This is a genomic window from Pseudomonas sp. SGAir0191 (genome assembly GCF_002812565.2).
Lineage (GTDB): Bacteria > Pseudomonadota > Gammaproteobacteria > Pseudomonadales > Pseudomonadaceae > Aquipseudomonas > Aquipseudomonas parafulva_B.
Window position 1 is genome coordinate 3235042 of sequence record NZ_CP025035.2, and the last position, 14791, is coordinate 3249832.

The 14791-nt window shown below is 60.9% G+C and carries 11 protein-coding genes; 1 reads left to right on the forward strand and 10 read right to left on the reverse strand.

Translation table 11 applies throughout. The features are described from left to right. Positions 1–22: 22 nt before the first annotated feature. The 10 genes from brnQ to sdhC form a co-directional block, all read right to left on the reverse strand. The gene (gene brnQ / locus CWR53_RS14530; RefSeq protein ID WP_058602667.1) at positions 23–1336 is read right to left on the reverse strand and encodes a branched-chain amino acid transport system II carrier protein; all 1314 of its coding nucleotides are present in this window, start codon (positions 1334–1336) and stop codon (positions 23–25) included. A gap of 408 nt (positions 1337–1744) precedes the next feature. Then, positions 1745–2629, reverse strand: coding sequence for a succinate--CoA ligase subunit alpha (gene sucD, locus CWR53_RS14535; protein WP_004376004.1), 885 nt, complete (start codon positions 2627–2629; stop codon positions 1745–1747). Next, positions 2629–3795, reverse strand: a complete 1167-nt coding sequence (gene sucC / locus CWR53_RS14540) for an ADP-forming succinate--CoA ligase subunit beta (RefSeq protein WP_023533614.1) — start codon at positions 3793–3795, stop codon at positions 2629–2631. Before sucC ends, sucD begins: the two co-directional genes overlap by 1 nt. A gap of 172 nt (positions 3796–3967) precedes the next feature. Continuing rightward, positions 3968–5404: a dihydrolipoyl dehydrogenase gene (lpdA, locus tag CWR53_RS14545; protein ID WP_058602666.1), complete on the reverse strand. Its 1437-nt coding sequence runs from the start codon at positions 5402–5404 to the stop codon at positions 3968–3970. Positions 5405–5498: 94 nt separating this feature from the next. Then, the gene (gene odhB, locus CWR53_RS14550; protein WP_100851928.1) at positions 5499–6719 is read right to left on the reverse strand and encodes a 2-oxoglutarate dehydrogenase complex dihydrolipoyllysine-residue succinyltransferase; all 1221 of its coding nucleotides are present in this window, start codon (positions 6717–6719) and stop codon (positions 5499–5501) included. A 42-nt stretch (positions 6720–6761) separates the two neighbouring features. Beyond that, the gene (locus tag CWR53_RS14555) at positions 6762–9593 is read right to left on the reverse strand and encodes a 2-oxoglutarate dehydrogenase E1 component (protein ID WP_058602664.1); all 2832 of its coding nucleotides are present in this window, start codon (positions 9591–9593) and stop codon (positions 6762–6764) included. Between the two features lie 239 nt (positions 9594–9832). After that, entirely contained in the window at positions 9833–10537 is a 705-nt protein-coding gene (locus tag CWR53_RS14560; RefSeq protein ID WP_023533615.1) for a succinate dehydrogenase iron-sulfur subunit, read from the reverse strand. Between the two features lie 11 nt (positions 10538–10548). Further along, on the reverse strand, positions 10549–12321 hold the full coding sequence (gene sdhA, locus CWR53_RS14565) for a succinate dehydrogenase flavoprotein subunit (protein WP_058602663.1): 1773 nt from the start codon (positions 12319–12321) through the stop codon (positions 10549–10551). 3 nt (positions 12322–12324) lie between these two features. Beyond that, positions 12325–12693 carry a succinate dehydrogenase, hydrophobic membrane anchor protein gene (sdhD, locus tag CWR53_RS14570; RefSeq protein WP_023533603.1) on the reverse strand — a complete coding sequence of 123 codons (369 nt, stop codon included), beginning with the start codon at positions 12691–12693 and terminating at the stop codon, positions 12325–12327. Further along, positions 12687–13073, reverse strand: coding sequence for a succinate dehydrogenase, cytochrome b556 subunit (gene sdhC, locus CWR53_RS14575; protein ID WP_088523617.1), 387 nt, complete (start codon positions 13071–13073; stop codon positions 12687–12689). Before sdhC ends, sdhD begins: the two co-directional genes overlap by 7 nt. A gap of 352 nt (positions 13074–13425) precedes the next feature. On the opposite strand from sdhC, the gene gltA reads away from it, so the two are divergent. Further along, entirely contained in the window at positions 13426–14715 is a 1290-nt protein-coding gene (gltA, locus tag CWR53_RS14580) for a citrate synthase (protein ID WP_023533602.1), read from the forward strand. Positions 14716–14791: the final 76 nt, after the last annotated feature.

Genomic DNA, 14791 nt, shown 5'->3' on the forward strand with positions numbered 1-14791 from the left:
GCCGGACCCTGGGCTTAGCAACTCATGCCATGGCCTGGCGGGGCTTGCCGAGCATGCGATCGCATACCACTGCACCCACCAAGGTCACCACCGACGGCACCAGCCAAGCCAGGCCCTGATCGCTCAACGGCAAGTGAGCCATGAAGTCCGGGAGCACGTGGGCAATGTCGCTACCTTTGACGGCATCGACCATGCCGAACAGCAACGAGACCAGCATCACCGGGCCGAGGATGCGCGTTGGCGAGTTCCACAGCTCGTTCACGAAGCTCAGCCCCACCACGACGATGCACGGCGGGTAGATGGCGGTGAGCACAGGGATCGAGAACATGATCAGCTTGGTCAGCCCGAGGTTGGACACCAGCAGCGAGAAGCCTGCCAGGATCACGACCAGCGCGCGGTAGGACAACGGCAGGATCTGGCTGAAGTACTCGGCACAGGCGCAGGTCAAGCCCACGGCAGTCACCAGGCACGCCAGTGCGATCAACACGGCCAGGAAGCCGCTGCCCAACGAGCCGAAGGTATGTTGCACATAGGCGTGCAGCACAGCCGCCCCGTTGCTGGCCCCTGCCGCGATTTCGTGGCTACCGGCGCCCAGGCGGAACAGGCTGATATACACCAGCGCCAGGCCAACACCGGCAATCAGCCCGGCAATGATGGCATAGCGAGTGATCAACTTGGGCGACTCCACGCCGCGCGAGCGGATGGCGTTGACGATGACGATGCCAAATACCAGCGCCCCGAGCGTATCCATGGTCAGGTAGCCATCGGAGAAGCCCTTGGAGAACGCGGCAGCAGCATAGGCAGGCTGCGCCTCGCCAATGGTGCCCGCTGGCAATGCGAAGGCCGCGATGCCAAGCACGGCCAGCGCGATGATCTTGAGCGGTGCCAGGAACCGACCCACGGTGTCCAGCAGCTTGCCAGGGTACATCGACACCGCCAACACCACGATGAAGTAGACCAGGCTGTAGATGAACAGCGCCAGCGGGCTTTCACCCGTCAACGGCGCTACACCCACTTCGAACGATACCGTCGCGGTACGCGGTGTTGCGAACAAGGGGCCAACCGACAGGTAGCAAACGGCGGCCAGCAGGCCACCAAAGAACTTGCCGATCGGGCTGCTCAGCGCATCCATGCCGCCGCCGACCTTGGCCAGGGCGACCACGGTGATCACAGGCAGCCCCACCGCCGTGACCAAAAAGCCCAGCGCAGCCATCCACACGTGCGGGCCGGATTGCAGGCCGACGATGGGCGGAAAGATGATATTGCCAGCGCCTACGAAAAGCGCGAACGTCATAAAGCCAAGCGCCAGGATATCCTGGCCTTTGAGAACTTTCATTTGAGGTAGTACCACACTGCTGAAATCGGGATTCGTGAGGGGATTTCCCCATGGGTGAGGGAAATGCTGCCCGGCTTGGTAGGCCAGACCCGTTTAGCGTGTCGTTCCCTTTTGGGGCACGGGCACAAAATAGTCGCGTAGATTAACCGGTTTACCCTTCAAACGCACTGGCACAGTGCGTGTTGTCCGATGTGCGTACGTCATTGTCGTCTGCGTGAACGGAACGATCGGTATTATCCGCTGGTTGAACAGGGTGTATGTACGAAAATTCCTATCACAGCTATCGAAAAAACCTAATCCCTTTGGTCCCCTAACCTGACGAGCAAATCTTCACGAGATTAATCGGCGTCCCTATACGACAAAGGCCACCCGAAGGTGGCCTCTGTGCGCGTGGGGGGTGCAGCAATATTACTTCTTCACTTCCCAACCGGTCAGCTCGGCCAAGGCCTTGCCGATGTCAGCCAGCGAACGTACGGTTTTGACACCTGCGTCCTGCAGGGCTGCGAACTTCTCGTCTGCAGTGCCCTTGCCGCCCGAAATGATGGCGCCAGCGTGGCCCATGCGCTTGCCCGCAGGTGCAGTAACACCGGCGATGTAGGAAACGACAGGCTTGGTGACGTTGGCCTTGATGTAGGCTGCGGCTTCTTCTTCAGCCGAACCGCCGATCTCACCGATCATGACGATCGCTTCAGTCTTCGGGTCTTCCTGGAACAGCTTCAGGATGTCGATGAAGTTGGAACCCGGGATCGGGTCACCGCCGATGCCGACGCAGGTCGACTGGCCGAAGCCGGCGTCGGTGGTCTGCTTGACAGCTTCGTAGGTCAGGGTGCCGGAGCGCGACACGATACCGACCTTGCCTGGCAAGTGAATGTGACCCGGCATGATGCCGATCTTGCACTCGCCCGGCGTGATGACGCCTGGGCAGTTAGGGCCGATCAGGGTCACGCCCAGCTCGTCGCACTTGACCTTGGCGTCCAGCATGTCCAGGGTCGGAATGCCTTCGGTAATGCACACGATCAGCTTGATGCCGCCAAACGCTGCTTCCAGGATCGAGTCCTTGCAGAACGGCGCTGGTACGTAGATGACCGAAGCATCGGCGCCGGTCGCCTCAACGGCTTCTTTGACGGTGTTGAACACCGGCAGGCCCAGGTGGGTGGTGCCACCCTTGCCTGGAGTGACGCCGCCGACCATCTTGGTGCCGTAGGCGATGGCTTGTTCGGAGTGGAAAGTACCCTGCGAGCCGGTGAAGCCCTGGCAGATGACTTTGGTGTCTTTATTGATCAGGACGCTCATTACTTGCCCTCCGCAGCTTTGACAACTTGTTGAGCAGCGTCGGTCAGGCTGGTTGCAGCAATGATGTTCAAACCGCTTTCTGCCAGTACTTTAGCGCCCAGTTCGGCGTTGTTGCCTTCAAGGCGAACGACGACCGGCACCTTCACGCCGACTTCCTTCACAGCACCGATGATGCCTTCGGCAATCATGTCGCAGCGAACGATGCCGCCGAAGATGTTGACCAGAACGGCCGCGACATTGCTGTCGGACAGAATGATCTTGAACGCTTCGGTAACGCGTTCCTTGGTAGCACCGCCGCCCACGTCGAGGAAGTTGGCTGGCTTGCCGCCATGCAGGTTGACGATATCCATGGTACCCATGGCCAGGCCAGCACCGTTGACCATGCAGCCGATGTTGCCTTCCAGGGCAACGTAGTTCAGTTCGAACTTGGCAGCGTGGGCTTCACGGGCATCGTCCTGGGACGGGTCGTGGAAGGTTTTCAGCTTCGGCTGACGGTACATGGCGTTGGCATCGATGTTGATTTTGGCATCGAGGCAGTGCAGGTCGCCGTCGGCCTTGATCACCAGCGGGTTCACTTCCAGCAGGGCCAGATCGTGATCCTTGAACAGCTTGGCCAGGCCCACGAAGATCTTGGCGAACTGTTGCACTTGCTTGCCTTCCAGACCCAGCTGGAACGCCAGCTCGCGACCTTGGAACGGCTGAGCGCCGACCAGTGGATCGATAGTGGCCTTGAGGATTTTTTCAGGTGTGTCGTGAGCGACTTTCTCGATGTCCACGCCGCCTTCGGTGGAGGCCATGAACACGATGCGGCGGCTCGAACGATCGACCACAGCGCCCAGGTACAGCTCTTTGGCGATGTCGGTGCAGGATTCGACCAGAATCTTGGAGACGGGCTGACCGTTGGCATCGGTCTGGTAGGTGACCAGATTCTTGCCCAACCACTGTGCAGCGAACGCCTTGGCGTCTTCCTTGCTGCGAACCAGCTTGACGCCGCCCGCTTTGCCGCGACCACCAGCGTGAACCTGGGCTTTGACGACCCACTCGTTCCCGCCGATCTTGTCGCAGGCTTCTGCCGCTTCTTCAGGGGTGTCGACCGCGAAACCCTTGGAAACTGGCAGGCCGTACTCAGCGAACAGCTGCTTACCCTGATACTCGTGAAGATTCATGCTTTTTACCGTCTTCGTTAGGTACTGCGCTTCGGCGCTGCGCCATCACTGGCGCCGCACCACCTGTGACCGTTGACCCCGGGTTATCCCATGTGATCCGGTCCGGCGGACTTTCCGCGGTGAGTCATGCACGCAAGACTCACGACGGGCAGCCCGCCGTGGTTTCTTATGATTAACGCTTCTTACGGTTGGCGACGTGAATGGCACCGCCATTCACCGCCAGCGCTGCTTCGTGCAACGCTTCGGACAGGGTTGGATGGCTGAAGACCATCATGCCCAGGTCCTCGGCACTGGTGCCGAATTCCATTGCGATTGCGCCCTGCTGTACCAGTTCGGCAGCCGATGGGCCAATCACGTGCACACCCAGTACGCGGTCGGTCTTGGCATCGGCGATGACCTTGACGAAACCACCGGTGTCGTTAGCCGCCATCGCACGGCCGCTGGCCGCGAACGGGAAGGTGCCCACGTTAACCTCAACACCCTCGGCCTTCAAGGACTGTTCGGTCTTGCCGACCCACGCGATTTCCGGGTGGGTGTAGATGACCGATGGGATCAGGTCGTAGTTCATCTGGGCCTTGTGACCCTTGATGCGCTCGACGACCATGATGCCCTCTTCCGAGGCCTTGTGCGCCAGCATCAGGCCACGCACCACGTCACCGATGGCGTAGACGCCCGGCACGCTGGTCGCGCACTGGTCATCGACGTAGATGTAGCCACGCTCATCAATGTTCACACCGCTGTCGGCAGCCAGCAGGTCGGTGGTCACTGGACGGCGGCCCACCGCAACGATCAGCTTGTCGAAGGTGATCTTCTGCTCGCCTTCGGCGTTGGTGTAGGTGACTTCGACTTCGTCGCCGTTGACCTTGGAACCGGTGACGCGCGCACCCAGCTTGATGTCCAGGCCTTGCTTGGTCAGAACCTTCTGGGCTTCCTTGGAGACGGCGGTGTCGGCAGCCATCAGGAAGGTGTCCAGGGCTTCGAGTACGGTCACTTCTGCGCCCAGACGCGCCCATACCGAACCCAGTTCCAGGCCGATCACGCCAGCACCGATCACGCCAAGGCGCTTGGGCACGGCTTGGAATTCCAGGGCGCCGGTGGAGTCGACGATCACGTTCTGGTCGACCGGAGCCGGCGGAATGTCGATCGGGCGCGAGCCGGAAGCCAGGATAACGTTATCCGCTTCGATGACTTCGCTGGTGCCGTCGGCCTTGGTCACTTCGACCTTCTTGCCCGCCAGCAGCTTGCCGTGGCCCTGGATGGAGGTCACGCCGTTGGCCTTGAACAGGGTGGCGACACCGCCGGTTAGGTTCTTGACGATGCCTGCCTTGCGGCCAACCATCGCCGGTACGTCCATCTTCACTTCGCCAGTGGAGATACCGTGGACGTTGAAGCTCTCTTTGGCTTCCTTGTATTTCCAGGAGCTGTCCAGCAGCGCCTTGGAAGGAATGCAGCCTACGTTGAGGCAAGTGCCGCCCAGGGCCAGCTTGCCCTCGGCGTCGGTGTACTTCTCGATGCAGGCAGTCTTCAGACCAAGTTGGGCGGCCTTGATAGCAGCTACATAGCCGCCAGGACCGGCACCAATCACTACCACGTCGAATTTCTGGGTCATAAAAGATTCCTTGTTAGCTCAAGCGGCCGCTGCAAGCCGCAAGACAGACAGGCTTCGATCTGAAGCCTGTCGCTCGCAGCTTACAGCTGCGCGATTAGATGTCCAGCAGCAGGCGGGACGGATCTTCCAGCAGGTTCTTGATGGTCACCAGGAAGGTCACCGCTTCCTTGCCGTCGATCAGGCGGTGATCGTAGGACAGCGCCAGGTACATCATCGGGCGAATCACCACTTGGCCATTGATGGCCATCGGGCGCTGGATGATGTTGTGCATGCCCAGGATCGCGGCTTGTGGTGGGTTGACGATCGGCGTCGACATCATCGAACCGAAGGTACCACCGTTGGTGATGGTGAAGGTGCCGCCGGTCATTTCTTCGATGGCCAGCTTGCCGTCACGGGCTTTCTTGCCGAAGGTGGCGATGCCGTTCTCGATTTCGGCCAGGCTCATGGACTCGGCGTTGCGCAGTACCGGGACCACCAGGCCACGGTCGCTGGAGACCGCTACACCGACGTCCGCGTAACCATGGTAGACGATGTCGTTACCGTCGATCGAGGCGTTGACTGCCGGGAAGCGCTTGAGCGCTTCGGTCGCAGCCTTGACGAAGAACGACATGAAGCCCAGGCGCACGCCGTTGTGGGTCTTCTCGAACAGGTCCTTGTACTTCGAACGCAGGGCCATGACTTCGGTCATGTCGACTTCGTTGAAGGTGGTCAGCATGGCCATGTTGGACTGGGCTTCGACCAGGCGCTCGGCGATCTTGGCGCGCAGACGGGTCATCGGCACACGCTTCTCGGTACGATCGCCAGCGGCGGTCACGACCGGTGCCGGTGCTGCAGCGGCAGGCTTGGCCGCCGGGGCAGGCGTCGACTTTTTATTGGCAACGGCAGCGACCACATCTTCCTTGGTCACGCGGCCGCCTTTACCGGTACCCGACACGCTGGCCAGGTCGATGCCATTTTCTTCTGCCAGCTTGCGGGCAGCAGGGGCAGCGACCGGGTCGTCTTCACCTGTGTCGGCAGCGGCGGCAGCCGGTGCAGCGGCCTGGGCAGGCGCAGCAGCAGGTGCAGCGGCAGCAGCGCCGCCCTCCACGATCGAACCCAGCACTTCGTCGGACAGGACGGTATCGCCCTCGCCCTTGACGATGTCACCCAACACGCCGTCGGCAGTGGCCAGCACTTCCAGCACGACCTTGTCGGTCTCGATGTCGACGATCAGCTCGTCCCGCTTGACGGCGTCGCCTGGCTGCTTGTGCCAGGTGGCAACGGTGCCGTCGGCAACCGATTCCGGGAAGGTTGGGGCTTTGATCTCGATAGCCATTATCAGTGTTTCCTTAAATTCGGTTTCAGATGCGCGAAGGCGTTAAACGGTGAACGCGTCTTGCAGCAGTCGTTCCTGCTGCTCGGCGTGCTTGGAAGCGTAACCACAGGCTGGCGCGGCAGAAGCCTCGCGACCGGCGTATTCCAGGTTCAGCGCCTTGTTGTGGCGGCCCAGGATACGACGCATGTGGTGCTGGCTGCTGTACCAGGCGCCCTGGTTCATCGGCTCTTCCTGACACCAGACCGCGTGCTTGAGGTTGGTGTACGGCGCCAGGATTTCGACCAGGTCGTCTTCCGGGAACGGATACAACTGCTCGATACGCACGATCGCAATGTCTTCGCGGCCTTCGGCACGACGTTTTTCCAGCAGGTCGTAGTAGACCTTGCCACCGCACAGCACCAGGCGCTCGACCTTGGCCGGATCGAGGGTGTCGATTTCCGGAATGACGGTCTGGAACGAACCTTCCGCCAGGTCTTCCAGCGTCGAGACGGCGAGCTTGTGACGCAGCAGCGACTTGGGCGTGAGCACGATCAGCGGCTTGCGCAGTGGGCGAATGACCTGACGACGCAGCAGGTGGTAGATCTGCGCCGGCGTGGTCGGCACACAGACCTGGATGTTCTGCTCTGCACACAGCTGCAGGTAACGCTCAAGGCGCGCCGAGGAGTGCTCTGGGCCCTGGCCTTCATAACCGTGCGGCAACAGCATGGTCAAGCCGCACAGACGGCCCCATTTGTGCTCGCCACTGGTGATGAACTGGTCGATCACCACTTGCGCACCGTTGGCGAAGTCGCCGAACTGAGCTTCCCAGATCACCAACGCGTTCGGCGTGGTGGTGGAGTAGCCGTACTCGAATGCCAGCACCGCTTCCTCGGACAGGAAGGAGTCGTACAGTTCGAAGCGTGGCTGGCCCGGGTACAGGTTCTTCAGCGGTACGTAGGTGCTGGCGTCCTTCTGGTTGTGCAGCACCGCGTGACGGTGGGAGAAGGTGCCGCGTCCGATGTCCTGGCCGGTCATGCGGATCGGGTGCCCTTCGAACTGCAGCGTGGCGTAGGCCATGGTCTCGGCGTAGCCCCAATTGATCGGCAGGCCACCGGCTTGCATCTTCTGGCGATCTTCGTAGATCTTGGCGACCTGACGCTGGACCACGAAACCTTCGGGCAGCTCCAGCAGTTTTGCCGACAGCTCCTGCAGGGTCTTGAGGTCGAAGCGGGTGTCGTGGCGAGCCGTCCAGGCGTGACCCAGGTAGGGGCGCCAGTCCACGAACAACTCGCGGTTCGGCTCCTTGACCAGACTCTTGACCACATGCAGGCCGTTGTCCAGCGCACTGCGGTAGTCGTCGATCTTGGACTGGGCGCGCTCGGCGTCGATGCGGCCTGCCTGGATGAGGGCTTCGGCGTACAGCTCGCGGGTGGTGCGCTGCTTGGTGATCTGCTGGTACATCAGCGGCTGGGTGCCGTTGGGCTCGTCGGCCTCGTTGTGACCGCGGCGACGGTAGCAAACCAGGTCGATGACCACGTCACGCTTGAACTGCATGCGGTAGTCGACGGCCAGCTGGGTGACGAACAACACGGCTTCCGGATCGTCGCCATTGACGTGCAGGATCGGCGCCTGAATCATCTTGGCCACGTCGGTGGCGTACTCGGTCGAGCGCGCATCGAGTGGGTTGCTGATGGTGAAGCCAACCTGGTTGTTGATCACGATGTGCACGGTACCGCCGGTCTTGAAACCGCGGGTCTGCGACATCTGGAAGGTTTCCATCACCACGCCCTGACCTGCGAAGGCCGCGTCGCCGTGGATGGAGATAGGCAGCACCTTGTCGCCAACACTGTCGTTGCGGCGGTCCTGACGGGCGCGCACCGAGCCTTCGACCACAGGCGACACGATTTCAAGGTGGGACGGGTTGAACGCCATGGCCAGGTGGACTTCGCCGCCTGGGGTCATCACGTTAGAAGAGAAGCCCTGGTGGTACTTCACGTCACCGGAGCCCAGCTCGTTCATCTTCTTGCCTTCGAACTCGTCGAACAGCTCGCGCGGGTTCTTGCCGAAGGTATTGACCAGCACGTTCAGGCGACCGCGGTGGGCCATGCCGATGACGACTTCTTTGGTGCCGTAGGAGCCGGAGCGCTGGATCATTTCGTCCAGCATCGGGATCAGGCTTTCGCCACCTTCCAGGCCGAAACGCTTGGTGCCCGGGTACTTGGTACCCAGGTATTTCTCCAGGCCTTCGCCTGCGGTGACGCGCTCGAGCAGGTGGGACTGCACGTCGGCGGAGAATTCAGGACGGCCACGCACGCTTTCCAGGCGCTGCTGGAACCAGCTGCGCTGCTCGGAATCGACGATGTGGGTGAACTCGGCGCCAATGGTGCGACAATATGTCTTCTGGAGCGCATCGAGGATGTCGCGTAGGCTCGCCTCCTCTTTGCCGATGAACAGGTCGCCGGCACGGAAGGTCGTATCAAGATCGGCATTGGTCAAGCCGTAGTGATTGATCGACAGGTCTACGGGCGCAGGGCGCTGCCACAACCCCAAGGGGTCGAGCTTGGCAGCCTGATGGCCGCGCATACGATAGGCCTGGATCAGTCGCAGCACTTCAACCTGCTTCTTCTCGTGTTCACTGCTCACGCTCCCGGCAGATACCGGCTGGGCGCGGCGCTGGTTCTTTGCCAGCAGTACGAAATGATCGCGGATCGTGGAGTGCGATACGTCGGTAGCGGTGCTGCCGTCGGCGGGCAACTTCTGGAAGTAGGTGCGCCACTCTTCTGGCACAGCGTTAGGGTCGTGCAGGTAGAGTTCGTAGAGCTCTTCCACATATGCAGCGTTACCACCTGAAAGGTGGGCGCTTTCCCACATGCGCTGCATCACGCTTTCTTGCATGCTTGGTCACCCTCGATTAGGGGACTGATCGGCGAGAGCCATGAAAACCTGGAACGGTCCGAAAACAGCGACTGAACCACGCCACCTGGATCCTGCTGATTTTCCGGGTACCAGCCCGGAAAGCCCCTGCTGGTCTCATCTTCATAGGTAATGAACAGGGGCTTTGTGAGCCCCGTTCGGGTTTTACCTCGGTGCGGGTGTTACACCCGCACGTCGGCGTACTGCAGGTACAACGTGTATCAGGTGCCGCTTTGCAGCAGCATGTTACGTACGTGGCCGATCGCCTTGGTCGGATTGAGACCTTTAGGGCAAACGTTGACGCAGTTCATGATCCCGCGGCAGCGGAATACGCTGAACGGGTCATCCAGGGACGCCAGGCGCTCCTGGGTTTTGGTGTCACGGCTGTCGGCCAGGAAACGGTAGGCCTGCAACAGCGCGGCGGGGCCCAGGAACTTGTCCGGGTTCCACCAGAACGACGGGCAGGACGTGGAGCAGCACGCGCACAGGATGCACTCGTACAAGCCGTCCAGCTTGTCACGGTCTTCCGGCGACTGCAGACGTTCGATGGCCGGAGGCGGCGTATCGTTCTGCAGGAACGGTTTCACCTTCTCGTACTGCTTGTAGAAGATGCTCATGTCCACGACCAGGTCACGAATGACCGGCAGGCCAGGCAACGGACGCAGTACCAGCTTGTTGCCCTTGACCACGCCCGACAGCGGGGTGATGCAGGCCAGGCCGTTCTTGCCGTTCATGTTCATGCCATCGGAACCGCACACGCCTTCACGGCAGGAGCGACGGTACGAAAAGCCCTCGTCCTTTTCCTTGATCAGCGCCAATACATCCAGAACCATCAGGTCCTTGCCGCCGGTATCGACGTCGAACGACTCCATCTTGGGGGCCGCGTCGGTGTCGGGGTTGTAGCGATAAACTTCGACTTTCAACATAGCAGCCACCCTTAGTAGGTCCGGATTTTTGGTTCGAAGGCCGGCACGGTCTTCGGCGCAAAGTTGACGCCACGCTTGGCAACGCGCTTGACACCCGGGTAGTACAGGGTGTGGCACAGCCAGTTCTCGTCGTCACGGTCTTCGAAGTCTTCACGGGCGTGAGCGCCGCGCGACTCTTTACGGGCTTCGGCCGCGATGGCGGTAGCTTCGGCAACTTCCAGCAGGTTCTGCAGCTCCAGCGCTTCGATACGCGCGGTGTTGAAGGCCTGGGACTTATCGTTGATCTTGACGTTGGCGATACGTTCACGCAGGCCAGCCAGTTGCTCGATACCCTTGAGCATGTACTCGCCGGTACGGAACACACCGAAGTAATTCTGCATGCAGCTCTGCAATTCGCGCTTGAGGCTGGCTACGTCTTCGCCGGTGGAGCGCTCGTTGAGCTTGTTCAGGCGGTTCAGGGCAACGTCGATGTCGGTATCGCTGGCGTCGAGGTGCTCGATGCCGTCGCTCAGCGCCTTCTCCAGGTGCAGGCCGGCAGCACGGCCGAATACCACCAGGTCGAGCAGCGAGTTGCCGCCCAGGCGGTTTGCACCGTGAACCGATACGCACGCCACTTCACCTACGGCGAACAGGCCAGGAATGATGTGATCATTGCCTTCTTCGTCCATGGTGATGGCCTGGCCATGAATGTTGGTGGCAACGCCACCCATCATGTAGTGGCAGGTCGGAACGACCGGCACTGGCGCAACGACAGGGTCAACGTGGGCGAAGGTCTTGGACAGTTCGCAGATGCCTGGCAGACGGCTGTGCAGCACTTCCTCGCCCAGGTGGTCCAGCTTCAGCAGCACGTGGTCCTTGTTCGGGCCCACGCCGTTGCCGGCGATGATTTCCTTGACCATGGAACGGGCAACCACGTCGCGGCCGGCCAGGTCTTTGGCGTTCGGTGCGTAGCGCTCCATGAAGCGCTCGCCGTGGGCGTTGATCAGGTAACCACCCTCACCGCGGCAACCCTCGGTGACCAGTACGCCGGCGCCGGCGATACCGGTCGGGTGGAACTGCCACATCTCGATGTCCTGCACCGGAACACCGGCGCGCAGGGCCATGCCGATGCCGTCACCGGTATTGATCAGGGCGTTGGTGGTGGAGGCGTAGATACGGCCGGCACCGCCAGTGGCCAGAACGGTGGCCTTGGACTTGATGTACATGGTTTCGCCGGTTTCGATGCAGATCGCGATCACGCCGACGAAGGCGCCTTCCTGGTTCTTCACCAGGTCAACGGCATAGTACTCGTTGAGGAAGGTGGTACCGGCTTTCAGGTTGCCCTGGTACAGGGTGTGCAGCAGCGCGTGACCGGTACGGTCGGAAGCGGCACAGGTACGGGCAGCCTGGCCACCTTTACCGAAGTCCTTGGACTGGCCGCCGAACGGACGCTGGTAGATACGGCCGGTTTCCGTACGCGAGAACGGCAGGCCCATGTGGTCCAGCTCGAAGACCGCAGCCGGGCCTTCCTGGCACATGTATTCGATAGCGTCCTGGTCACCGATGTAGTCCGAGCCCTTGACGGTATCGTACATGTGCCAGCGCCAGTCGTCGTTCGGGTCGGCCGAAGCGATGGCGCAGGTGATGCCGCCCTGGGCGGAGACGGTGTGCGAACGGGTCGGGAAGACCTTGGTGACCACGGCAGTCTTGTGACCGCCCTGGGCCAGCTGCAGCGCTGCGCGCATGCCGGCGCCGCCGCCACCGATGATGATGGCGTCGAAGGAAATGGTTGGAATGCTAGCCATGGATCAGATACCCCAGAGAATCTGCACACCCCAGACGAAGTAAGCGAACATCGCAACGCCGCATACCGCCTGGAACAGGAAACGAATCGCAGTTGCCGACTTGCCGAACGACATAGGCGTCAGGTAGTCGGTAGCAATGGTCCACATGCCGACCCAGGCGTGAGCGCCGAGGGCAACGAGGGCCAGCAGACTGAAGATCCGCATCGCGTTGTTGGAGAACAGGGCATGCCACTGGGCATAGTCGATGCCTGGGTGGGCGACCACGTAGCCGATCAGGAAAATGAAGTAAGCCGCGAGAACGACCGCCGAGACGCGCTGCGCCATCCAGTCATAGAGGCCCGAACGCGACAGGTTCGTGACGTTGGTTACCATACCCAAACTCCCACCAGAACGATCAGCACCACGGAGATGACGATCACGATTTTCGAGCCCAGCTTGCCGCCTTCCAGCGTCTCGCCGACACCCATGTCCATGATCAGGTGACGAACACCTGCCACGAGGTGATAAAGCAGGGCGGACAACAGGCCCCAGGTCACGAACTTGGCCAGCGGGCTGGTCAGACACGCCTTCACTTCACCGAAGCCTTCCTCCGAACCCAGCGACTTGCCCAGTGCATACAGCATGATGGCAAGGCCGATGAACAGAATGACGCCGGAGATACGGTGCAGGATGGACGTGTACGCGGTGACAGGAAGCTTGATGGTCCTTAGGTCTAGGTTTACAGGTCGTTGGCTTTTCACGGCTTTTTTCACACTGAAGAGCCCCTAGCGAATCAGGGCAAAGTTGTTGGTAAGTGTACTGGTCAGGTACCCACCACCCAGGGAACGGCGACCCCCAGCAGGTCGGGCTTGCAAGCCCCTGGCGGTCGGGTGCCGAGTATAGACAGTTAGGCTGCTCATGACAACGTGAGGGGGTAGCCCGAATAGCGCATTGCCTTTAAGGAGGAAAAGGCGTAAATGGGCGAGAATTTCGGGAAAAATCAGGCTTGAACAGCTGATTCAACAAGCCTTTAGGCAAATTGACATCTGAATTTATCCCTCTATAGTGGTGCGGGCCCTGCGTGGGGGGTCTGTCTGATGATTTCAAGCATTAATAGGAGGCCACATGGCTGACAAAAAAGCGCAGTTGGTCATCGAGGGCACTGCCCCCGTCGAGCTGCCCATTTTAACCGGCACGGTTGGTCCTGATGTAATCGACGTCCGCGGGTTGGGGGCCACTGGTCACTTCACCTTCGACCCCGGTTTCATGGCAACGGCCTCGTGCGAGTCGAAGATCACCTACATCGACGGCGACAAGGGTATCCTGCTGCATCGCGGCTATCCCATCGAACAACTGGCCGAACAGTCCGACTACCTCGAGACCTGCTACCTGCTGCTCAACGGCGAACTCCCCAATGCCGAGCAGAAAGCCCAGTTCGTCAGCACCGTCAAGAACCACACCATGGTTCACGAACAGCTCAAGACGTTCTTCAACGGCTTCCGCCGCGACGCTCACCCGATGGCGGTGATGTGCGGTGTGGTCGGCGCCCTGTCGGCCTTCTACCACGACTCCCTGGACATCAATAACCCGCAACACCGCGAAATTTCCGCGGTGCGCCTGGTCGCAAAGATGCCGACCCTGGCCGCGATGGTGTACAAGTACTCCATGGGCCAGCCCATGATGTACCCGCGCAACGACCTGTCGTATGCGGAAAACTTCCTGCACATGATGTTCAACACCCCGTGCGAGATCAAACCGATCAGCCCGGTGCTGGCCAAGGCAATGGACCGGATCTTCATCCTCCACGCCGACCACGAGCAGAACGCCTCCACCTCCACCGTGCGCCTGGCAGGTTCGTCGGGTGCCAACCCGTTCGCCTGCATCGCTGCCGGCATCGCGGCACTCTGGGGCCCGGCCCACGGCGGTGCCAACGAAGCGGTACTGACCATGCTCGATGAGATTGGCGATGTGTCCAACATCGACACCTTCATCGCCAAGGCCAAGGACAAGAACGATCCGTTCAAGCTCATGGGCTTCGGCCATCGCGTCTACAAGAACCGCGACCCGCGCGCCACCGTGATGAAGCAGACCTGCGACGAAGTCCTGCGCGAGCTGGGCATCAAGAACGACCCGCAGCTCGAACTGGCCATGCGCCTGGAAGAGATCGCTCTGACCGATCCTTACTTCATCGAGCGCTCGCTGTACCCGAACGTCGACTTCTACTCGGGCATCATCCTGAAGGCCATCGGCATTCCGACCAGCATGTTCACCGTGATCTTTGCCCTGGCGCGCACCGTAGGCTGGATTTCGCACTGGAAAGAAATGCTCTCCAGCCCGTACAAGATCGGCCGCCCGCGCCAGCTGTACACCGGCGAGGCGAAGCGCGACATCGTGGCACTGACCGACCGCAAGTAAGCGTTCAACGCCCAATGCCAAAAGGCTGCCCTCGGGCAGCCTTTTTTGGTTGGTCCAGTGCTGACCGCCTCTTGTG

Coding starts and splice junctions, on each gene's coding strand:
- sdhD (WP_023533603.1), bottom strand. CDS start 12,693: ATGGTAACCAACGTCACGAACCTGTCGCGTTCGGGCCTCTATGACTGG.
- odhB (WP_100851928.1), bottom strand. CDS start 6,719: ATGGCTATCGAGATCAAAGCCCCAACCTTCCCGGAATCGGTTGCCGAC.
- lpdA (WP_058602666.1), bottom strand. CDS start 5,404: ATGACCCAGAAATTCGACGTGGTAGTGATTGGTGCCGGTCCTGGCGGC.
- sucC (WP_023533614.1), bottom strand. CDS start 3,795: ATGAATCTTCACGAGTATCAGGGTAAGCAGCTGTTCGCTGAGTACGGC.
- CWR53_RS14560 (WP_023533615.1), bottom strand. CDS start 10,537: ATGTTGAAAGTCGAAGTTTATCGCTACAACCCCGACACCGACGCGGCC.
- sucD (WP_004376004.1), bottom strand. CDS start 2,629: ATGAGCGTCCTGATCAATAAAGACACCAAAGTCATCTGCCAGGGCTTC.
- CWR53_RS14555 (WP_058602664.1), bottom strand. CDS start 9,593: ATGCAAGAAAGCGTGATGCAGCGCATGTGGGAAAGCGCCCACCTTTCA.
- brnQ (WP_058602667.1), bottom strand. CDS start 1,336: ATGAAAGTTCTCAAAGGCCAGGATATCCTGGCGCTTGGCTTTATGACG.
- gltA (WP_023533602.1), top strand. CDS start 13,426: ATGGCTGACAAAAAAGCGCAGTTGGTCATCGAGGGCACTGCCCCCGTC.
- sdhA (WP_058602663.1), bottom strand. CDS start 12,321: ATGGCTAGCATTCCAACCATTTCCTTCGACGCCATCATCATCGGTGGC.